20 protein-coding genes are annotated in these 20,717 nt (G+C 63.0%); 12 read left to right on the top strand and 8 right to left on the bottom strand.

Annotated features, from left to right (window positions below):
- The first annotated feature begins 74 nt into the window (after window positions 1-74).
- Together SAZ10_RS01950 and SAZ10_RS01945 are read left to right on the top strand one after the other, a co-directional pair.
- Window positions 75-815 carry a 3-oxoacyl-ACP reductase family protein gene (locus tag SAZ10_RS01950; RefSeq protein WP_318607471.1) on the top strand — a complete coding sequence of 247 codons (741 nt, stop codon included), beginning with the start codon at window positions 75-77 and terminating at the stop codon, window positions 813-815.
- 136 nt (window positions 816-951) lie between these two features.
- A complete protein-coding gene (locus SAZ10_RS01945) occupies window positions 952-1,287 on the top strand; it encodes a hypothetical protein (protein ID WP_318607470.1) in 336 nt (111 codons plus the stop codon).
- Between the two features lie 39 nt (window positions 1,288-1,326).
- Here the strand turns inward: SAZ10_RS01945 and SAZ10_RS01940 are convergent, their stop codons facing one another.
- The 5 genes from SAZ10_RS01940 to SAZ10_RS01920 all read right to left on the bottom strand — a co-directional run bounded on the left by SAZ10_RS01940 (window position 1,327) and on the right by SAZ10_RS01920 (window position 7,094).
- Window positions 1,327-1,848, bottom strand: a complete 522-nt coding sequence (locus tag SAZ10_RS01940) for a ferritin-like domain-containing protein (protein WP_318607469.1) — start codon at window positions 1,846-1,848, stop codon at window positions 1,327-1,329.
- Window positions 1,849-1,951: 103 nt separating this feature from the next.
- Window positions 1,952-2,539 carry a sarcosine oxidase subunit gamma family protein gene (gene soxG / locus SAZ10_RS01935; RefSeq protein WP_318607468.1) on the bottom strand — a complete coding sequence of 196 codons (588 nt, stop codon included), beginning with the start codon at window positions 2,537-2,539 and terminating at the stop codon, window positions 1,952-1,954.
- Window positions 2,532-5,525: a sarcosine oxidase subunit alpha family protein gene (locus SAZ10_RS01930; protein WP_318607467.1), complete on the bottom strand. Its 2,994-nt coding sequence runs from the start codon at window positions 5,523-5,525 to the stop codon at window positions 2,532-2,534. Before SAZ10_RS01930 ends, soxG begins: the two co-directional genes overlap by 8 nt.
- Window positions 5,522-5,818, bottom strand: a complete 297-nt coding sequence (locus SAZ10_RS01925) for a sarcosine oxidase subunit delta family protein (RefSeq protein WP_318607466.1) — start codon at window positions 5,816-5,818, stop codon at window positions 5,522-5,524. Before SAZ10_RS01925 ends, SAZ10_RS01930 begins: the two co-directional genes overlap by 4 nt.
- Window positions 5,819-5,834: 16 nt before the next feature.
- Complete coding sequence (locus SAZ10_RS01920) at window positions 5,835-7,094, bottom strand: sarcosine oxidase subunit beta family protein (RefSeq protein ID WP_318607465.1); 1,260 nt, start codon at window positions 7,092-7,094, stop codon at window positions 5,835-5,837.
- 292 nt (window positions 7,095-7,386) lie between these two features.
- Here SAZ10_RS01920 and SAZ10_RS01915 point away from each other — a divergent pair, with 292 nt between their 5' ends.
- The 10 genes from SAZ10_RS01915 (at window position 7,387) to SAZ10_RS01870 (ending at window position 18,184) form a co-directional block, all read left to right on the top strand.
- Window positions 7,387-9,921: a mechanosensitive ion channel family protein gene (locus tag SAZ10_RS01915; RefSeq protein ID WP_318607464.1), complete on the top strand. Its 2,535-nt coding sequence runs from the start codon at window positions 7,387-7,389 to the stop codon at window positions 9,919-9,921.
- 247 nt (window positions 9,922-10,168) lie between these two features.
- Entirely contained in the window at window positions 10,169-10,432 is a 264-nt protein-coding gene (locus tag SAZ10_RS01910; RefSeq protein WP_318607463.1) for a hypothetical protein, read from the top strand.
- 205 nt (window positions 10,433-10,637) lie between these two features.
- Entirely contained in the window at window positions 10,638-12,074 is a 1,437-nt protein-coding gene (locus tag SAZ10_RS01905) for a UbiA family prenyltransferase (RefSeq protein ID WP_318607462.1), read from the top strand.
- The gene (locus tag SAZ10_RS01900) at window positions 12,074-13,432 is read left to right on the top strand and encodes an FAD-binding oxidoreductase (protein WP_318607461.1); all 1,359 of its coding nucleotides are present in this window, start codon (window positions 12,074-12,076) and stop codon (window positions 13,430-13,432) included. The genes SAZ10_RS01905 and SAZ10_RS01900 overlap by 1 nt, the downstream gene beginning before the upstream one ends.
- Window positions 13,433-13,556: 124 nt before the next feature.
- Window positions 13,557-14,012 (top strand): transporter, encoded by a 456-nt coding sequence (locus SAZ10_RS01895; RefSeq protein WP_318607773.1) that lies wholly within the window; start codon window positions 13,557-13,559, stop codon window positions 14,010-14,012.
- Window positions 14,009-15,019, top strand: coding sequence for an NAD(P)-dependent oxidoreductase (locus SAZ10_RS01890; protein ID WP_318607460.1), 1,011 nt, complete (start codon window positions 14,009-14,011; stop codon window positions 15,017-15,019). Before SAZ10_RS01895 ends, SAZ10_RS01890 begins: the two co-directional genes overlap by 4 nt.
- A gap of 12 nt (window positions 15,020-15,031) precedes the next feature.
- Window positions 15,032-16,504, top strand: coding sequence for an aspartate aminotransferase family protein (locus tag SAZ10_RS01885; protein WP_318607459.1), 1,473 nt, complete (start codon window positions 15,032-15,034; stop codon window positions 16,502-16,504).
- 113 nt (window positions 16,505-16,617) lie between these two features.
- A complete protein-coding gene (locus tag SAZ10_RS01880) occupies window positions 16,618-16,860 on the top strand; it encodes a type II toxin-antitoxin system VapB family antitoxin (RefSeq protein ID WP_318607458.1) in 243 nt (80 codons plus the stop codon).
- Complete coding sequence (locus SAZ10_RS01875; protein ID WP_318607457.1) at window positions 16,860-17,264, top strand: type II toxin-antitoxin system VapC family toxin; 405 nt, start codon at window positions 16,860-16,862, stop codon at window positions 17,262-17,264. Before SAZ10_RS01880 ends, SAZ10_RS01875 begins: the two co-directional genes overlap by 1 nt.
- Window positions 17,265-17,386: 122 nt before the next feature.
- On the top strand, window positions 17,387-18,184 hold the full coding sequence (locus SAZ10_RS01870) for a class I SAM-dependent methyltransferase (protein ID WP_318607456.1): 798 nt from the start codon (window positions 17,387-17,389) through the stop codon (window positions 18,182-18,184).
- Between the two features lie 25 nt (window positions 18,185-18,209).
- Here the strand turns inward: SAZ10_RS01870 and SAZ10_RS01865 are convergent, their stop codons facing one another.
- From SAZ10_RS01865 to SAZ10_RS01855, 3 genes are read right to left on the bottom strand one after another with little or no spacing between them, the layout of a single operon-like run.
- Window positions 18,210-18,572, bottom strand: coding sequence for a type II toxin-antitoxin system PemK/MazF family toxin (locus SAZ10_RS01865; protein ID WP_318607455.1), 363 nt, complete (start codon window positions 18,570-18,572; stop codon window positions 18,210-18,212).
- The gene (locus SAZ10_RS01860) at window positions 18,572-18,838 is read right to left on the bottom strand and encodes an AbrB/MazE/SpoVT family DNA-binding domain-containing protein (RefSeq protein ID WP_318607454.1); all 267 of its coding nucleotides are present in this window, start codon (window positions 18,836-18,838) and stop codon (window positions 18,572-18,574) included. Before SAZ10_RS01860 ends, SAZ10_RS01865 begins: the two co-directional genes overlap by 1 nt.
- 58 nt (window positions 18,839-18,896) lie before the next feature.
- On the bottom strand, window positions 18,897-20,636 hold the full coding sequence (locus tag SAZ10_RS01855) for a hypothetical protein (RefSeq protein WP_318607453.1): 1,740 nt from the start codon (window positions 20,634-20,636) through the stop codon (window positions 18,897-18,899).
- Window positions 20,637-20,717: the final 81 nt, after the last annotated feature.

Genomic DNA, 20,717 nt, shown 5'->3' with positions numbered 1-20,717 from the left:
ACATAAATCTCTTGACTGCTTTCGGCAAGCCGGCCATGGTTTATGTATCGATCACTACATAAACGGAGAATGAGATGTCTCGACTGGATGGCAAAGTTGCGCTGGTGACGGGCGGCAGCCGCGGCATCGGCGCCGCGATCGCAAGGCGGCTCGCTGGCGACGGCGCCGACGTCGCGATCACCTATGCGGCTTCGGCGAGCCGGGCAGGGGAGGTCGTGCGGGATATCGAGGCGATGGGCCGGAAGGCGTTCGCCATCCAGGCCGATAACCTCGACGCTGAAGCAGTGGAAAAGGCCGTGAAGATCGCTGTCGAGCATTTCGGCCGGCTGGACATCCTCGTGAACAATGCCGGGATTTTTCATGCGGCGCCGGTCGAGCAACTCACCTACGAGGATTTCGAGAAGACGATCGCGATCAATGTGCGGGCGCCGTTCATCGCCTCGAAGGTCGCCGCGGGCCACATGGGCGAGGGCGGGCGCATCCTGTCGATCGGCTCCAATCTGGCCGTGCGCGTGCCCGGCCAGGGCCTCAGCCTCTATTCGCTGAGCAAGGCTGCGCTGATCGGCATGACCAAGGGCCTTGCCCGCGACCTTGGTCCGAAAGGGATCACCGTCAATGTCGTCCATCCTGGTTCGACCGACACCGAGATGAATCCGGCCACCGGGCCGCACGCGGAGGGACAGCGCGCCTTGATGGCGATGCCGCGCTTCAGCGATCCCGAAGATGTCGCGTCGCTGGTGGCCTGGCTGGCCGGCCCGGAAGCCGGCAGCGTCACCGGGGCCGAGTTCACGACGGACCGCGGCGCGAATGCATGATCCTGGCATCGCTCAGGGGCGGCAGCACTGCCTCTTGCCGCTGCTGACATGAGGGTGTCAGCAACGGCGGAGCCATGCCGTCCCTCCGGCGTTCTGCCTGACCATATGAGGTTAGGTCATCAGAGGAGAGGAGACGATGGCAGAGCAACAGAAGGAGCCGACGATCGCCCGCATCTGGCGGGGCCGTACGAGGCGGGAGCAGGCCGACGAGTATGAGGCCTACAACTACGAGGTCGGCATCAAGCCACTGATCGAGAAGGCACTGGGCGTTCAGAGCTTCCGCGAGGATCGCGACACGGAAAGCGAATTCGTGACGATCTCATACTGGGAGAGCGTCGAGGCGATGGCGCGCTTCACCGGCGGCGACCCGACGAACATTCACCATTTGCCTAGGGACGAGGAGTTCCTGATCGAACTGCCGCAAGGCGTGCAGATCCTCAGGCTTGAGAAAAGCCACGGACGGACTGCGTGAAGGTCCGTCCGCGTATCGAGCGTTCGACGTCTGATTCCGTCAGGCCTTGGCGATGTGCCCTGCCTCGGACAGTTCGAGGTAGCGATGTGTGACAGTCGGCAGATTGTCCTCCAGCCATTTTGCCATCGCTTCTTCCTCGGCGAGATTCTCGTTGAGCGGACCCACCGAATTCTCGAACCCCGCATCTTGGGCCAAGGTGATCAGGGAACGATACGCGGCGATCTCGTAATTCTCGAAGGCGAAGTTGGCAAAAGAGTTCTTGAGGATCTCGTCGCCTGCCATCGAATGGCCCATGGCAGTCAGGCTCCCTACTGCCGAAAGCGCTGTGTCCTTGAGCGAGGAGCTGTCTTCGCCGAGATCGTCCAGAACGGTCTCGATCCGCCTGATCTGCCCCTCGGTCTCGCTGACATGCTGCTCGAGACGCTGAGCGACCTCTGGGTAGTTCTCGACGCTGTCGACCTGCGGCTTCATGATCGACAGTGCCTGATTCTCCATGGCGTGGGCGTTGCGTAATCCAACCACGAATATGTTTCTGGCTTCTTCCGTAATATGATTTTCCATGGAGACCTCCTTGGTCCGGTTGATGGCCGCGCCCGCAGTCGCGCGCTCGGCCCGAACCGGCAGAGGGTCAGAGGGTTCCAGAGATGATTGCTTGCTGCCAACCTTAGCGTATATCGTATCCGACGTCCTCGCTCGCATGGCAGAGCGTCGTCCAGAATGAGCGGGCGAAGGAGCGGAAGACGTAGAGGTCGAAACCGTCCGGTCCCGTGCGCTGCACCTGCGTGAAGATGTCGTGATGCACTGTCGAGCGGCCCGCGCCTTCAGGAAAAGCGGGCAGCGCGAAGTCGATCGCGAATAGTTTCGACAGGACCCATTCGGCCTTCGGGCCGGAAATCCGGATCGCCGTGCGCCCATGCGAGAGGTCGGTGACGGTGCCGACCGCGACCGGAACGACCGGCTTCAGCCGCTCGGCCAGGCCTTCCTCCTGATCGATCACCAGAAAACGCCCGGGCGCGAAACCGAAAGCAGCTTTGCCGCCAGAGGCCATGCCTGCGCCGGCGCCATCCGGCAGCCTTAGGCCGGTCGCATCGGCGATGATGGCCATCACCGCCTTCTCCTCGCCCGGGAAGGCGGCAAGCTGCACGATCGAGCCGGGTCGCGTTTCCTCGAGCACGACACCCGGCCCGCCGAGCACCTTGCCGTGTGCTCCAGGCTTCCAGACCGGCCCCAGCGGTGACTGCTGCTCAACCATGCATCCGGCTCCCCTCCGGGTCATAGAAATGGTGGCTGACAATCTCGACCGGGCCGAAGCGTTTCCTGAGCGGATCGGAGATGAAGGCGCGCGTACCGTGCCGCGCCTTGCCGCCTTTCACCAAAGCAAGCCCGATGTAGCGGCCGAGCGCCGGCGAATAGCAGGTTGCCGTGACATGGCCGATCGAGTCATGCGGGCTCAATTCGTCAAGTTCTTCGACGATATGGGCGCCACCATTCAGCGGGCGATTGTCGAGCGACACCAGGCCGACCAGCGAAATACGTTCCGGCGCTGCCAGGCCTTCACGGTCCATCATCATGGAGCCGATGAAGGGCTTCTTCTTCGAGAGCATCCAGTCGAGATGAAGATCGCGCGCCGTAGTGCGGCCGTCGATCTCCGCGCCGGTCACGTGTCCCTTCTCGATACGCAGCGTGCCGAGCGCCTCGAGCCCATAGGGCACCATTCCCAACGGTTTGCCGGCCTGCATCAGTGCGTTCCAGACATGGGTGCCATGCCCGGCTCCGCAATAGACCTCGAATGCCATTTCGCCGGAGAAAGACAGCCGGCAGATCATCACCGGCGCGCCGGCGATCTCGCCGCGCACGATGCCCATGAAGGGAAGGGCGGCGTTGTCCACCGCCGTCCCGGTTACGCAAGCGGCCAGCACATCGCGCGACTTCGGCCCGGCCACCGCCGCGCCGGCCCATTCGTCGGTCACGGACGTCAGGTGCACCTTGAGGTCCGGCCACACCACGTCGAGGAAATATTCGAGATGCTGCATGACCTTGCCGGCATTCGCCGTGGTCGTCGTCATCAGGAACTCGTTCTCGTCGAGCCGCCAGGTCGTGCCGTCATCGAAGGCAATACCGTCCTCGCGCAGCATCAGCCCATAGCGTGCCTTGCCGACAGGCAGCGTGGAGAACATGTTGGTGTAGACGCGGTCCAGGAATGTTGCAGCGTCGGGACCCTGTACGGCAATCTTGCCCAGCGTCGAAACGTCGACGATGCCGACGGCGCTCCGCACCGCGCGCGCCTCTCGCACATAGGCCTGCTCGATCGTCTCGCCAGGCTCTCCGTAGATCATCGGCCGGAACCAGAGGCCGGCGGCATACATGGTCGCACCGTGCTCGACGTGCCAATCATGCATCGGCGTCAGCCGTTCGGGCTTCACGTCGCCAAACCGTTCCGCAGCAAGCGCGCCGATCGACACCGGCGCAAAGGGCGGGCGGAAGCGCGTCGTGCCTACATCCTCGATCGCCACCCCTTGCGCCTCGGCCATGATGGCGAGGCCGGGAATATTGGAGGTCTTTCCCTGGTCGGTCGCCATGCCGAGGGTGGTGTAGCGCTTCAGATGCTCGACCGAGACGAAGCCCTCCCGATGCGCGAGCCGCACGTCATCGGCCGTCACGTCGTGCTGAAAATCGACGAAAGCCTTGCCCTCGCCCCTCACCTCCAGGACCGGAGCGGGGCGCAGGTCGAGACCGTGGGCCGCAACGTCGGGCAGGGACACCGGCATTTCCGGTCCGCCGGTCGCTGCAATGCCTGCGGCATGCCCCTGAGCCAGAGCCTCGGATGTCGAGAAGCGTCCGGTGACGGCACCAGCGCCGATCCAGTTCTGCGTCGCATCGGGCAGCAGGAAAGCCTGCAGCTCGGCGCTCCATTGCGGCTTGCCGCCGGCCTGGCTGGCAAGGTGGATCGCGGGCGACCAGCCGCCGGAGACGAGCAGGCTGTCCGCCTGGATGGTGCGGGTGTCGCCGAAAGGCTTGCCGTTCGTCGCATCGAAAGGCTGGACCTTGACCGCGGAGACAGCTCGGCCGCCCTCAGTGCCGGCGATGGCGTGCCCGGCGAGCAGCTCAGCGCCCGCCTCGGCGGCCAGGCCTTTCGCGGCAGGCGAGATTTGAGCACGCACGTCGACGATCGCGGCGATGACGCTACCTGCCTTGGCCAGCGCCGCAGCTGCCCGGTAAGCGCCGTCATTGTTGGTGAAGAGCACGCTCTTCTCACCCGGCAGCACGCCGAACTCGTTTGCGAACCGTTCGGCAGCGCTCGCCAGCATCACGCCCGGCCGGTCGTTCCCCGGGAAAACGAGCGGCCGCTCCAGGGCTCCCGTCGCCAGCACGACTGCTCCGGCACGGATCACCCAATGGCGATGGCGCGGCTCGCCGACGCCGCCGACGCTCTTATGGTCGGTGACGCGCTCGAGAGCGGCAAGCGTATTGCCGTCGTAATAGCCCCAGACGGTCGCACGATTGAGCAGGCGGACATTTCCGCGCTCGGAAAGCTCGTCGATCATGCGATCGGCCCAGGACGAGGCCGGCATGCCGTCGATCGTCTCATCCGACCAGTTGGCCGAGCCGCCGAAACGCTGGTCAAGTTCAGCAAGGATAACCCGTCCACCACGCTCCGCGGCCGCCTTGGCCGCCATCAGTCCGGCCGGCCCGGAGCCGACGACGAGCACGTCGCAAAACGCGTTCATGCGTTCATAGCGCGCCGGGTCCTTCGCGAAGCCGGCGCGGCCGAGCCCGGCGGAGCGACGGATGAAATGCTCGCAGAACATCCAGAAGCGGGTGCCCCTCAAGGGCCCGATCGCCGGTCCCATGAAAGTCTTGTAGTAGAAGCCGGCCGAGATCAGCTTGCCGGCGAGCTGGCTCGCGGCGCCGACATCGAAGGCAAGCGAGGGAAAGCGATTCTGGCTGACGACAGCCAGCCCGTCATGGATCTCCAGCAGCGTCGCCGGAATGTTCGGCTCGCGGACGTCGCCCTTCAGCACCGTCACCAGCGCATTCGGCTCGTCGATGCCTGCCGAAAGCAACCCGCGCGGACGATGGTACTTGAACGAGCGGCCGAACAGCGTGACGCCGTTGGCGAGCAGGGCCGAAGCGAGTGTGTCGCCGGCGAAGCCGACATATGGTCTCCCGTCGAAAGTGAAGCGGACGGTCTTGTCGCGGTCGATCAACCCGCCGGACGCGGCGCGGCGGGCACTCACGATTCACCTCCGTGCTTGCGCTCGTGGGGGCGATGACCGGCTTCGCGGGCAAACGCCACGCTGGAAATCCTGTGTGTCAGAGTGTTGCGTGTGACGGCAAGATGCGCACGGCAGCCGCCGGAATGCTGCCACACCTCGCGATGATCGCCGGCGGTGTTCAGCCGGTCATAGACATAGGCATTCCACGCCTCGTGGTCGGTCGAGCCTGGGTCGGGACGCTGGCGGTTGCCGTCGCCCTGGTAGGAGAACTCGGCAAGGTCGCGCGGACCGCAATAGGGGCAGGTGATCAGCATGTTTCGGCGGTCCGCATCAATGCAGGCGGGGCGTCGAGCCCTGGCCCTTCTCGTCGATCAGAATGCCGCGGTGGAAGCGGTCGAGCGTGTAATGCGCGTTGATCGCATGCGGTTCGTCCTTGGCGATCGTCCAGGCGAAGGCCCAGCCCGAGGCCGGCGTGGCCTTGAAGCCGCCGTAGCACCAGCCGCAATTGAGATACATTCCCGGCCGCGGCCCCTTGGTGATGATGGGCGAGCCGTCCATGGACATGTCCATGATGCCGCCCCACGATCTCAACAGCCGCACCCGGGCGAGCCCAGGGAACAGCGCCACGATCTCGCTCATCACGTCCTCGACAATCGGCAGATTGCCGCGCTGCGCATAGGTGTTGTAGCCGTCGATGTCGCCGCCGAAGACCATGCCGCCCTTGTCCGACTGCGTCACGTAAAGGTGTCCGGCGCCGAAGGTGACCACGGTGTCCATGAACGGCTTGATCGATTCCGACACGAAAGCCTGCAGCACGTGGCTTTCGATCGGCAGCCGCTCGATACCGGCGAGCTTCATGACGCGGCCGGTCGAGCCCGCGACCGCAACGGCCACCTTCTTGGCCCTGATCTCGCCGCGCGAGGTGTTGACGCCGACGATCCGGTCGCCCTCAAGCAAGAATCCAACGACCTCACAATTTTCGACAATGTCCACACCTCGGCGGTCGGCGCCGCGCGCATAACCCCAGGCAACCGCATCGTGACGCGCAGTCCCTGCGCGCCGCTGGATCAGGCCCCCGGCAACGGGAAACCGGCCTCCGACATTGATGTCGAGGGCAGGGACGAACCTCGCGATCTCGTCTCGCGTCATCAGTTCGGCATCGACCCCGCAATGTCGCATGGCGTTGCCGCGCCGGGCGAAATCGTCGAGCTGGGCGGGAGTATGAGCGAGGTTGAGCACGCCGCGCTGCGAAAACATCACATTGTAGTTGAGGTCCTGCGAGAGACCTTCCCACAATTTCATCGAATGCTCGTAGAAATGCGTGTTCTTCGGCAGCAGGTAGTTTGAGCGGACCATTGTCGTGTTGCGGCCGATATTGCCGGAGCCGAGCCAGCCTTTCTCCAGCACAGCGACATTGGAAATGCCGTGTTCCTTGGCGAGGTAATAGGCCGTTGAAAGCCCGTGTCCGCCGCCGCCGATGATGACGACGTCGTAGGAAGGCTTTGGTGTTGCCTTGCGCCAGGCCGGCCGCCAGTCGCGGTTGCCGGTAAGCGCGTTTCTGAGAAGCGAGAAAGCCGAGTATTCCGCCATGCGCCGGGGGAAGTCCGTTGCGAGAGATGCGCGACACTATAGAGCAGTCTCGGACGGCAAAGCCAATATTTCGCCATGGCTTTTCGACAGACCGACGCGTGGGTGGCCGGGCAGGCATTAGCGAGTCGTCCCACAAATGCCTGCTTGATTCCTTTGTTTGCCGTAGGTGGTTATCGCAAACCGTCGGACAGCTTTGCGGAGCTTTCTCGGAGTCATCGGTATTGCCGCCCGAAATGCCTGTCTTTATCAAGGGCCCGTTTTTCGGCCGTTTTGCCAGTGCAAGAATGAGCTCGTGACCAGATTTGACACTGTCCTGCGGCGCCTAGCCCTGATCTTGATCCTGCTTGTCGCCGGCTTGGTGGCGCCTGCCTTCGCGCAGTCCGCCGATCAGGCTGCCGCGACGGACGGCGTCGTCGCCAAGCAAAGGACGGTCGTCGACGGGCTGAAGAAGCAGCTCGACGACATCGAGGCCAAGATAACGGCCGAGCGTGATGACGATGCGAAGCTCGTGGAGATCAAGCTCCAGCTCGACGATTTCAGCCATGCCGTCCTGCAGAGCGGCCTCGCGTTCCGGCCGAGGCTCTCCGAGATCAACAACAGGCTCGAGCAGCTCGGTCCGCCGCCGGGCGACGGCCAGCCGGCCGAGCCGGACATCGTCGCCAAGGAGCGGTCGGCGCTTACTGCCGAAAAGGCCGAGATCAATGCTGTGCTCGGTGTGGCCGAAGGCCTCTCCGTGCGGGTCAACGACCTGGTGAACCGAATCGCGGTGTTCAGGCGTGACTTGTTCGCGCGGCTGCTGACCCATCGCTACGACCTGGACTATGTGCTGGCCGGCGAGGTCCTCGATGCCTATTCCACCGAGAGCGGCGCGCTCAGGAGGACGATCTGGTCCTGGTTGCGGTTCGTGCTGCAGTTCAAGCTCAATTCGCTGCTGGCTGCCGCCTTCTTCGCTCTATGTGCCGCGGTTCCCCTTGTCGGCGGGCGGAGGCTGTTCGGCAGGGTGATCAAAGCCGACCCGTCGCAGGATTCGCCCTCTTATCTCAGCCGGCTTTCGGTCGCGTTCTGGTCGACTCTGTTGCCTTCGATCTCGGTCGTCGCCTTCCTGGGCGCCACGTACTTCTCCCTCAATTTCTACAACGTCCTGCGCGGCGACATCAGCAAGATGGTGATCGCGCTATTCTATACGATCGCTCTCGTCTCGTTCGTGACGAATCTGGCGCGCGCCGTGCTTGCGCCCGCTCTACCCAATTGGCGGCTGGTGGCGGTCGAGTCGGGTGCCGCGCGCTGGCTCTTCTGGCTGGTCGCGGCGATGGCGATCATCACCGGGATCGACTACCTGTTCAGTTCCGTCTACGACGTGATGGGATCGCCGCTCTCGCTTACCGTGGCCGAAAGCCTGATCGCAACGGTACTCGTTGGCGTTCTCGTCATGCTGTTCGGTTTCGCGCGGCCGTTCCGCAATGACGACGGCACGCCGCGCGGCTGGCCGCGCCCCGCCAAATATGCGTTCGTAGCGCTAGGTGCCGTGATGGCAGTCTCAGCGCTGCTCGGTTACGTCGGCTTCGCCAAGTTCCTGTCGCAGCAGGTCGTCATCACCGGCGCGATCCTGTCGATGATGTATGTGGGCTTCCTTACCGCCGGTGCCGTGGCCGAGGAAGGTGCGCTGGCCAGCGGCGCGGTGGGCCGGCGCATCCAGAAGCGCTTCGGGCTCGATGACGCGACGCTCGACCAGCTCGCGCTTGCCGCGAGCATCGTTCTTTACGTCCTCGTCGTATTGATCGGCGTACCGCTCATCCTCCTCCAATGGGGGTTCCAGTGGGGTGATATCCGAAGCTGGGCCTATTCGCTGGCGACCGGCACAAGGATCGGCAACGTCACGATCTCGGTGATCGGCATATTTGCCGGCGTAGTCGTATTCCTTGTCTGCTATTTCCTGACGCGCTGGTTCAAGGGCTGGCTTGACGAATCGGTGATGGCACGCGGGCGTGTCGATGCTGGCGTGCGCAATTCGATCCGCACGGCAGTCGGCTATGCCGGGATACTGCTTGCCGGCCTGCTCGGCATCTCCGCCGCCGGCATCGACCTCTCCAACATCGCGCTCGTCGCCGGCGCGCTCTCGCTCGGCATCGGCTTCGGCCTGCAGAACGTCGTGTCCAACTTCGTATCGGGCCTGATCCTGCTCGTGGAGCGGCCGTTCAAGGTCGGCGACTGGGTGGTCGCCGGCGACATATCCGGCACCGTCAAGAAGATCAGCGTGCGCGCGACCGAGATCGAGACCTTCCAGCGCCAGACCGTCATCGTCCCCAATTCGCAGTTCATCAATTCGTCGGTCGGCAATTGGACGCATCGCAACAAGCTCGGCCGGATCGACCTGAAAGTCGGCGTCGCCTACGGCACGGATGCGCGCCACGCTGCCGAGGTGCTCGATGGCATCGTGCGGAGCCATCCGATGGTGCTGAAAAACCCGGAGCCGGCAGTGGTCTTCCTCAATTTCGGGCCGGCTGCGCTGGAGTTCGAGCTGCGCTTCTTCCTCGCCGACATCCTCAGCAGCATCTCGGTTCAGAACGACATCCGCTTCGCGATCCTCGAAACGTTCCACCGCGAACGGATCGAAATCCCGTCCGCTGCGCGTGCTGTCGATCCGCGTTATGCAACGCCCCCGGCAGCGTCCGCCGCGCCCGAAACGGTTCCATCGTCGAAGGGAGACGCGCCGGCGGAGGTGGCCGTGCTGCGTTCGCCCTCGGCGCCGGACAAGCCCGCGCCGCGCAAGAGGGCTCGACGGCCCGATCCGGATACCAGCGATGTCAGTCTGGAAGACGCACCGTAGGAGCGGAAACCGCGCCTCGTCCCGGCGAGGCATCGGTGACGGGCCGGTATCGTCGAGCCATAAACGCTCTCGTCGCAAAAGTTCCGTTCAAGCGCAAATCCGTTCAGCACTCGCGCCTGGAAGAACAGATGTTGCTGAACAGCCCGTTCAGTTGCTGTTCAGCTTCATTCTCCTATAAGGTCGCCGTAACGGAGAGCGGAGTGCTCTTCCGACTCAACAAGAGGGCGGTGGAAACACCGGAACCGAAATGCTGAAACTCTGTGCCGCGGCCGCGTTGCTCGTTGCCATTGGCGGCCAGGCGTTCGCCGCGAGCGCGACCAATCACGATTCGGAACCGCGCACGTTGTTGGTGACAGAGGGCGGTACGCAGACCGAGCTCGCGGTCGGCGCCGGAGAGACCGTCGAATTCTGTCCGTCGGGTTGCTTCGTGACGCTGCCCAATGGCGACCGCGAGGCGCTGACGGGCTCGGAAACCGTCGAAATTTCCGGCGGCAAGGCGAAGATCAAGTAATCCGAGCCATTCCGCTCCTGTTGAAGGCCGGACGACCTGTCCGGCCTTTTATGTTTTCAGATAAGCACTCGTTAAGGTTGAATCTCGAAAAGCAAGTTAAGCAAATTGCCGGTGCGTGGCGCTTAACCATCCGTCGTTCTCTTCCCGCTATATGCCCCAGCAAGAGGCCTGAAGCGGCGCCATATGGGCGAGGGTGGAAGACGAGATGGACGCGCGGTCCGACAAGAACGCAATTCCGCTTGCAGTCGATCTCGATGGCACGCTGATCGCGACCGACCTCCTGTGGGAAGGCGTCTTCCTCCTCCTGCGCAAGAACCCGCTGTACCTCTTCCTGATCCCGGCCTGGCTGCTGTCCGGCCCGGCGCGGCTCAAGCAGGAAATCGCCGCCCGTATCGACCTTGACCCAGCCAGCCTTCCCTATCGCGACACGCTCGTCGGAAGGCTTCGGGAAGAACGCCGCGCGGGCCGCCGCATCGTGCTGGCCACCGGCACGCCGCGCAAGTTCGCCGAGGCGATCGCGGCGCATCTTGGCCTTTTCGACGCCGTGCATGCGACGGAGGGAAGGCACAACTTCACCGCGCAGCGCAAATGCTCAGCCCTGGTCCAGACCTATGGCGATGGCGGCTTCGACTATATCGGCAACAGCCGTCATGATCTCAAATGCTTCGACGTGGCACGCCGGTCGATCGTCGTGGCGCCCGACCGTCAGGCGGCGCGCTGGCAGGCGGCCCACGACGCTGAGCTGTTCGAGACCGCGAAGCCGTCCTTGAAGACCTATCTCAAGATGCTGCGCGCGCATCAATGGGCTAAAAACACGCTCATCGCCGTGCCGATGGTGCTTTCGCACGAATATTTCAACATCGGCATGGTCTTCGCCTGCCTGCTCGCCTTCATTTCCTTTAGTGCCGCTGCCTCGGCCGTCTACATCATCAACGACTTCTTCGACCTCGCGCTCGACCGCAGGCACAAGAGCAAGCGCAACCGGCCCTTTGCGAGCGGCCTGCTCTCGATCCCGTTCGGCCTCAAGGCGGCCGCGGCTCTGGTTGCCCTCAGCGCCGTCACGGCATCGTTCCTGGCGCCGTTGTTCTGGGCGGCGCTCGCTGGCTATCTCGTCATGACGACGGCCTATTCGCTGTCGGTCAAGCGCTGGCTTCTCCTCGACGTGCTGACGCTTGCCGGGCTCTATACGGTGCGCATCCTTGCAGGCGCTGCGGCGACCGGCACGACGGTTTCGTTCTGGCTGCTCGCCTTCTCGATCTTCTTCTTCCTGTCGCTGGCGCTGGTGAAGCGCTTCGTCGAGCTTCGGCACACGCCCGACCTCGTCGTGGGCCAACGGATCGCCGGCCGCGGCTATCGTGTCGAGGACCAGGAGATCATCGCACAGGCCGGCATGGCCTCCGCCTTCTCATCGGCCCTGGTGCTCGCGCTCTATATCGACAGCAAGGCGGTCAGGGAACTCTACGCAAATCCATGGATGATGTGGCCCGTCGCCCCGATCATCCTCTACCTCACCATGCGCATCTGGATCCTTGCCCGGCGCGACGAGATGCATGACGACCCGGTTGTCTTCATCATCAGCGACTGGCGCAGTCAGCTCGTGATCCTGATCGGCGCGATCCTGCTCGTGGCGGCGACGTTCTGATGGCTGCAGGGCTGGAAAGCTTCGGACGGGTCTTCCCGCCAGTTTCCGACGCGATCGATGCGGCGGAAGCTGTCAGGCGCCTCAGAGCGGGTGAGGCCTGTCCCGACAGCCTGCTGGCCTATGGCAATGGACGCAGCTATGGGGATTCGTGCCTCAACCCGGCGGGCACCCTGATCGACATGCGGTCCATGAACCGCGTCATTGCCTTCGATCCTCTGAGCGGCCTCATAGAGGCAGAGGCGGGAGCGCTGCTCTCCGACATCATCGCCTTCGTCGCGCCGCATGGGTTTTTTCCGCAGGTCGTGCCGGGTACGCAGTTCGTGACGCTGGGCGGTGCCATCGCCAACGACGTGCATGGCAAGAACCATCACCGCCGCGGTACCTTCGGCTGCCATGTCGAAGCTTTCACGCTGCTCAGATCGGACGGCAAGACCTACCGCTGCTCGCCCGACACCAACCCGCAGCTCTATTCAGCAACGATTGGCGGCCTCGGCCTGACCGGGCTGATCCTGACGGCCACGATCCGACTGATGCGGGTATCCTCCCTCGACGTGCTGGAGCGGGTCGTGCCCTTCCGGGATCTGGGCGAGTTCTTCGACCTTGTCGAGGAGGCCGATTTCGCCAACGAATACGCGGTCGCCTGGATCGATCAGCTCGCACGTATGCGCTCCGCTGGACGAGGACTGCTGATGACCGGCAACCATGCCGAACACGGTTCGGTTTCGGCGACGCGACCGGGGCAATCACTCTCGGTTCCCTTCCAGCCGCCGGTCAATCTGCTCAATCGGCCGGTGCTGAAGGTGTTCAACCGGGCCTACCGCGTCCTCAGGGGCTTCTCGCAGAAACCGCACGGTGCGCCATATCAGCGCTTCTTTTTCCAGCTCGACGGCGTCGGCGATTGGAACCGGCTGTACGGACCGAGCGGCCTTTTCCAGCATCAGAGCGTGCTGCCGGAGGAAAGCGCGCGCGACGCCATTCCGGAACTCCTGGCGACGGCCAAGAAGGCAGGGCAGGGCTCTTTCCTCACGGTGCTGAAACGCTTCGGTTCCGTGCGCTCGCCGGGCCTGATCTCGTTCCCGAGAGCTGGATACACGCTCACGCTGGATTTCCCGAACCGCGGGGCCAAGACGCTGGCCGTTCTGAAAGAGCTCGACGCGCTGACGATCGAGGCAGGCGGCGCCGTCAATCCCTACAAGGATGCGCGGATGGATGCCGAGACTTTCGCGGCGTCCTTCCCGAACTGGCGCGACCTCGAGGCGCTGCGCGACCCCGCCTTCATCTCCCGCTTCTGGCAGCGAACTGCGGGCGAGATGTTCGGGCACGCAACTCACGGAACGGAAGTGAGAGCCGCGGAATGAATGAACATAAAGTACAATGCCAGCAACTACTGTATAAAGCGTCTTCTCCGATAAATTGCCTCAAGACATTTTTCGGGTCGGATCGCGGGCATATGGCCGAACGAACTCAGGTTACGAGCACATGCTGAGATATATTCCGTTCATCCTCTTCACGGTGACCACGAATGCGGCCGCTCAGCTCATGCTGAAGCACGGCATGACCGCCTATGGCCAAGTCTCTTTCGTGGGCGGTAGCCTGCCGCTCAAGGTCCTGCAAATCATCTTCAGCCCTTGGGTCTTCGCCGGGCTCCTGATGTTCGTCGTCTCGACCCTGTCGCATCTCTACGTGCTCTCCAAGGTCGAGCTGTCCTTTGCGTATCCGTTCCTCAGCCTCGCCTATGTGATGGTGACGCTCTTCGCGTTCTTCGTCTTCCACGAGGACGTGAACGCGTGGCGCATCGCCGGACTGACCTTCATTTGCGTCGGCACGGTGCTCATCGCGCAGAGCGGCCGCTCGCGCGAGGAGAGCGCAAGCCCGCACGAGGAAACGACTGCATCCATTTCCCAGCAACTTTCCCGAACCAGCGAGCTCGTCCAATGAGACACATCATTTTTGGCGGCGACGGCTTCGTCGGCCGCCACCTCGCGCCGAAGCTGCTGGCCGATGGTCACGAGGTGATCGTGGCCGACATCGTGCGGAGCGACCTTGCGCATTATCGAAACGTGCGTTTCGAGCGCATCGACGTGACCGATCCCGACTCGGTCGCCTCGCTCGGCATCAAGGCCGACGACATGATCTACAACCTCTCGGCCAAGATGCTGTCGCCTATCCAGGTGCGCGCCAAGCGCCATGACTTCTTCTGGCCGGTCAACGTGCACGGCACGGAGAACATCTTCGACGCCATGGATAAGGCCGGCGCGCCGAAGCTCGTCCATTTCACGACGGACATGATCTATGGCCACACAGTGACCTGGCCGATGACGGAGGATCACCCCGTCGCGCCGCTTGGCGAGTACGGCGCCTCCAAGCTGCGGACGGAGGAGATCGCGGCCGTCTGGCGTGGGCGCGGGATGAACATCTCGCTGTTCAGGCCACGCCTCATCATCGGACCCGGCCGTCTCGGCATTTTGGAAAAGCTGTTCAAGCTCATCGACTGGAACCTGCCGGTGCCGATGATCGGATCGGGCCGTAACCCATACCAGTTCATCTCGGTGTTCGACTGCGCCGAGGCCGCGCGGCTCGCCTTCAAGGCCGGCGTGCCGAACGAGGCCTATAATCTCGGCTCGCTCAACCCGCCGCCGGTGCGCAAGCTGCTCGGCGACCTGATCCGCTATGCTGGCTCGAAGTCGATCCTGCTGCCCACGCCTGGCTGGGCGGTGAAGCGCACGCTCGATCTGCTCGACCTCATGAACATGCCGATCATGGACCCCGAGCAGTATCTGATCGCCGACGAGGACTGTGTGGTCGACGTCTCCAAGGGCGAGCGCGAGCTCGGCTGGATACCGCAATACCGCGACGAGGACATGCTGATTGCGGCCTACAAGGAATATCGGCTGAAGAAGGAAGGCCGTGCTCTCACGGCCTCCTCGCATGTTCCGGCCGAATAGGGGAGCTCTTCGATGACTGTCATGACCAAGCCGGTGGAGGCCGAGTCTCGCGCCGTCGTTTCAGCGCCGAAACTCGCCCCGGCGACGATCGCCAAACCGAACCTGCTTTCGGTCGAGGACGCCAAGGCGCTCGATGTCGCGCGCATGACCGACCTCTTCAAGGCACACATCAATCCCGGCCAGCTGCACTTCATGAAGCTGCTCGGCTTCAACAGGATCAAGGTCGAGCGTGCAGAGGGCATGTTCTATTTCGACCAGAACGGCCGCAGGATTCTCGACTTCTTCGGCGGCTTCGGCTCGCTGGCCTTCGGCCATAACCATCCGCGCATCATCGAGGCGCGCAAGAGATTCCAGGACGAGAAGCGGCACGAGATCGGCATCGCCTTCATGTCGCAATACGCGACGGCGCTGGCGGCGAACATCGCCGCCTGCTCGCCGGGCGACCTCGACATGGTGTTCTTGGGCTCGTCCGGCTCCGAGGCCATGGAGGCAGCGATCAAGGTCGCGGAGCGCGCCGCCGGTCCCAAGCGGCCGAAGATCGTTTATGCCGAGAATTCCTTCCACGGCAAGACCAAGGGGGTGCTGTCGGTCACCGACGGGCAGCTCTATCGCGGCGAGTTCAAGCTCACCGACAATACGGTGCGCATGCCGTTCGGCGACATCCAGGCTATCGAGAACGCCTTCCGTGCCGATCCGGCGATCGGCACGATCGTGCTCGAGACGGTCCAAGGCGGCGGCGGCATCATCCAGGCGCCGGCGGAGTTCTGGCAGAAGCTGCGTAAGCTTTGCGACAAATACGGCGTCATCTGGGTGGCCGACGAAGTGCAGTGCGGCTACGGCCGCACAGGTCGCTTCTACGCTTTCGAGCACTACGGCGTCGTGCCTGACGTGACTGCGCTCGCCAAGTCGCTTGGCGGCGGCAAGGCCGCGGTCGGCGCGATGATCGCGAGCCGCGACGTCTACATGAAGGCTTACGGCACGCCGAAGACCGCGCTGATCCATGCCATGGCGACCTTCGGCGGCATCGGCGAGGCCTGCGTCACGGCGATCGAGGGGCTCAACGTGCTCTTCGACGAGGGGCTGATCGAAAACGCCGCCGTCACCGGCGAGTATCTGCTCGAGCAACTGAAAGCCGTTCAGGCGAAATATCCGAACATCGTCAAGGACGTGCGCGGCGAGGGCCTGATGGTCGGGCTGGAGTTCCACGATTTCAGCCAGACACTGCCGATGGTGCTCAGGCCCATGGTGGCCATGCTGGACGACAAGCTGAAGGGCTCGCTCTCCGGCTTCGTCGGATCGCTGCTCCTGCGCGATTACGGTGTGCTGGTCGCATTCACCGAATACAATCGGAACGTGATCCGCCTCGAGCCACCGCTCATCTGCCGGCGCGAGCATGTCGACCAGTTCATCGAGTCGCTCGACAGCCTGCTTTCGCGCGGCATGGTCTCGATCGTGAAGGATTTCGTGAAGAGCCAAGTGTCCTGACGCGTTTGCGCTCGTGAAACAAGGAAACAGCCGGGCAAGGCCGGCTGTTTTGATTCGTTCGGCTAGATTCGTCATGACGCGATCGCTATGCTGTCATGACAGGAGCTGACGCCATGAATCTCCAGATCCGCAATCCTCGTGCCTACGAACTGGCCAAGAAACTCGCTGAAAAGCACAATACAACCATGACTGATGCGGTCATCGAGGCACTCGAGGACAAGCTGAAGAGCGAGGCCGGAGAAAAGCCGCTGTGGGAGCGTATCCAGCCAATCCTTGAGCGGGTGCGAAGTCGCAGCCAGCCTGGAGGGCGCGATCTTACCAAGGACGAAATCGACGCCATGTGGGGCCACGAGTAGTGTTCGTCGACTCGTCGGCAATAGTGGCGATCATTTCGGAAGAGAGCGACGCGGCTGCATTGGCGCAGAGACTTCAGGTGACTAAGGGCTGTGTGACGTCACCCCTGGTGATCCTGGAATCGGCTATGCGCCTCAGCAGCAAGCAGAAGGCGGAGCCTGAGCATATGCTCGAAGCCATCCAGCAGCTGATGGTGGAGGCAGAAATCGACATCATGGTACTGGATGCCACGCACGCCCTTCTCGCCGTTCAGGCTTTCGCCATCTATGGCAAGGGTCGAGGCCATCCGGCCCAGCTCAATCTCGCCGATTGCCTATCCTATGCCTGCGCCAAGAGCCGAGGCCTCCCAATTCTCTACAAGGGCAACGACTTCGCACAGACCGATTTGGCCAGCTCTCCAGGCTAGGAGGCCTTCCCCGCCGAACATGTCGACCTGTTCATGGAAGGACTGGCATCGTCACATTCTACTGCCGCGATTGTTGCATCCGTCTCCTGCTGATAGCGTGCATGGATTGCAGGGAGAGCGACATGGACCTCCATTCGTCGATAGAAGCGCATTACGGCGCTGACGATCTGGTCGAACGCATCATGACCGCCTTGCGCGGGGCGGGATATGATGCGGACCGTCCCACTGTCGAGATGCTGAGTCTGGTCGATCAGCTGCATGGCGGCGGCCTCGATTCCACGAAAGCCCAGGCGGAGCTGGCCGGAATTTCGCGAGGCATGAAAGTCCTCGACGCCGGCTGCGGCATAGGCGGCTCGAGCCGCTATCTCGCACAAACCTATGGATGCCGTGTCGAAGCGATCGACCTGACGCCGCAGTTTGTGGAAACGGCAGAACGTCTCAACAGGCTTTGCGGGTTGGAGGACGTGATTTCCGTCCGCCAAGGAAGCGTCACCGACCTGCCATACGAGGGTGGCGCCTTCGATCTGGTATGGTGCCAGAACGTCTCGATGAACGTCGAAGACAAGCCACGCATGCTTGCGGAGGCGTTTCGCGTGCTCGCGCCGGGCGACCGATATACGCTGAGCCATGTGGCGAGAGGAAAAGCTGGCGAGCCGTACTATCCGCTGCCGTGGGCCAGGGAGCCGTCGTACAGTTTCATAGAGACGCCGGAAGAGATGCTGGAGCTGCTGAAGGGTGCGGGCTTCACTAACATCGTGGTGCGACAGGGGGCGAGCAGCTCCGCCAAGCCTCCTCCTGAGGGCCTCGGTTCGCAGGTCGTCATGGGACCCGACATGCCTTTGCGCAGCGCCAATGCAATCCGCTCCCGAGAGGAGGGCAGGCTGATCGGGATGCTGATCGTCGCGGAACGCCCTCAGTGATCGGGCGATCCGCAAAGGTCGCCTTTTAGACCTCGGGATCAATGGCGCTCACGACGCGCGCGACGATCTCGTCTGTCGTGGCTTTGTCCAGAGCCTCGATAAATCGCGCTGAACCCGCCAGAACACGCGCCTCGATATCGAAGCTGCGCACCTGATTGCATACGGCAACGCCGGTTGTTTGGTGTCCTGTGATCGGTACGGCCAGACCAACGTTGCGTGAAAATCTTCCGCCTGTGGTCACCGGCACAGTCATGCTTACGCCGAGTGCATTAATTTCGCGCGGTGTGATAACGACAAAACGATGCCGATCCTTCATCTCCCGTCCTGCGACAGGATTGGGGTCAATCCAATACACATCTCCGCGGCGCGGCACATTGCTGCGCACCATCAGGAGATTTCGCGGCCAACAGGATTGCCTTCATGTGCCCAAGCCGTCTCGGCGTTGAGTTCGGCCATCGCATCGGCTCCTTTCAGGAGCTCATCCAATGAATATCGCATGCGTGGCCCTTTCACAGGCTCAGCGATAAGCTGACCGTGCTCGACGCGGAGCGAAACCTCGGTTCCCACTCCTATGTTCATGAGCTTTAGGAGCGCAGGCGGGATTGTCATCACCGCCGCACCGCCCTGCCGACGGATTCTGGACGTTACAGACATGCTGCCTCCTTTGAGGGTGCTATATATGTAGCACATCTCGGCGCTGTGCAAGCGGCAGCTATCCTCCGATCTTCTGCGCGAGCCGCGGGCTGACATAGGCCATAAAGCAGGGGTCGAGCTCTATTTTGCGGTGGTCCTTCAGCGCCGGGCCGTAGATCTCCCAAAGCCGCACGGTGGCCCAGGTGCCTGGGCATTTCGGGTAGAGCGCGAGGTCGACATCGGCCACGGCCTTCAGCACGTCCTGGTCCGGCTCTGGCACCGCGCGGAACGGGTCTGCGCCGATCGCGATCAGGCGTGGTGCCCCGCGATCCATCAGGTAAGGAAGCGGGTTCGCCAACGCGAATGTCATGATCGTGTCGAAATGGATCCCGTCCTTTGCCTCCAGCGCCCGGATGGCGTCCACCGTCCGGTCGATGGCCATGAGATTGGTGACCTGAAAATCGAGATCGGAATAGAGCAGCGGCGACGGCAGCTCCCTGTGCTCGGCGATGTCGGCGAGCTCCTGCTGGTGCTTCGGGTAGAGCGCGAGCATCGTTTCCGCACGGTGAAGCACGTCGTAGCGTGTCGTCACGCTGCCCAGCGCCTTGAGGTTGCGGGTCGGCACGGGAACGGCCTGGCTGGCGCCCGCATAGGTGCGCACCGCCCGCTCGATGGTGGCGACGGTCATCGGCAGATAGACGGCAGCTACCAGCACTGCCGTCCCGATCGCGAGCTTGGGGCGCGCCAGGCCGGCCGGCAGCCTGGCGAGAATGTTCCAGAGCACAGGCCAAAGGAAGATGAAGGCCTGGCTTCCGGTATTCTGGGCCTCGAAGATGATGCCCGCAATCACCACGACCGCAAGCCAGAATACGTCATTGTCGAGGAATATGGCGGCCGCGGCAAAGCTCGGCTTGCTCGAGAGCGCCTTCAGCTGACCTGCCAGCCGCTTCCGGGCAGCAAGCAGCAGCACGATCGAGAGAGCAGCTGATGTGCCGATGATGCCGAAATTGATCGAGATGGACTGGAGAATCCGCGGCAGCAGGGTTTGGCTGTTGATTTTCACCAACGCCTCGATATCGGCAACGTAAGCTGTCACCATGCCGCAGGCGAACTCGCTCGCGCCGAGCAGCGCTGGAAACACTACGGTGGCTGCTAGCGCATAGCGGAAGCAAATGCGGCCGGCCAGGAACGCGAACAGGCAGATCAGTCCTGCCGCAATGAAGCCAGTGATCTTCAGGAAGAACAGCGCGGTAACGGCAACTGCAACGATTAAAGCAAGGATGCGCTGGTTGCGCACATAAAGGAGCGCTGCGATCAGCACATAGAGCATCTGGCAGACCTGCCGGTTGTAGATGCCGAAGCCGTCAGAGCTTGGGAAGGGATAGAACTCACGGCCGTTGAAGGGCAGCAGCGAAAAGATAAGGAAAGGGATCAGCAGTGCCCAGGCGGTCGCCCGCGAACGCGCGTCGACCTGCCAGAGCACCAAACCCATCAGCGGCGCGGTTATGGCGAGCAGCGCCCAGTGCGTGATCAGTGTCGGCTGTGCGTCGGGGAACAGCGCGAGCCAGCCGGCGAAGAGATAGTAGCCGAGCGGACCGACAGGTGCGAAATAGTCGACGTTCGGGATCTGGCCGTTGAAGATCCGGCTTGCCCCGTCGTAATAGATGTAGCTGTCCCAATACATTGGCCCGATCGGGACGCTGAGCGGCAGCGAGAGCAGCACAAGCACTGCCATGACTGCTGCAGCCAGTAGGGCGAGCGGCGATCGCAGGCTGCCGAGGATGGCGCCCGTGTGCTGCCTGTCCACCGCGATCGTCATGTGCGTGCCTCCCCGCCAGGATGGATCGGGCGTTGTCCGCCCTCCATCGTCCTATCAGCCAAAGGAAGGCAGAGCGTTAAG

This window comes from Mesorhizobium sp. BAC0120, from assembly GCF_033542235.1.
Lineage (GTDB): Bacteria > Pseudomonadota > Alphaproteobacteria > Rhizobiales > Rhizobiaceae > JAWRCU01.
This window is presented reverse-complemented; position numbering and strand designations above follow the sequence as displayed.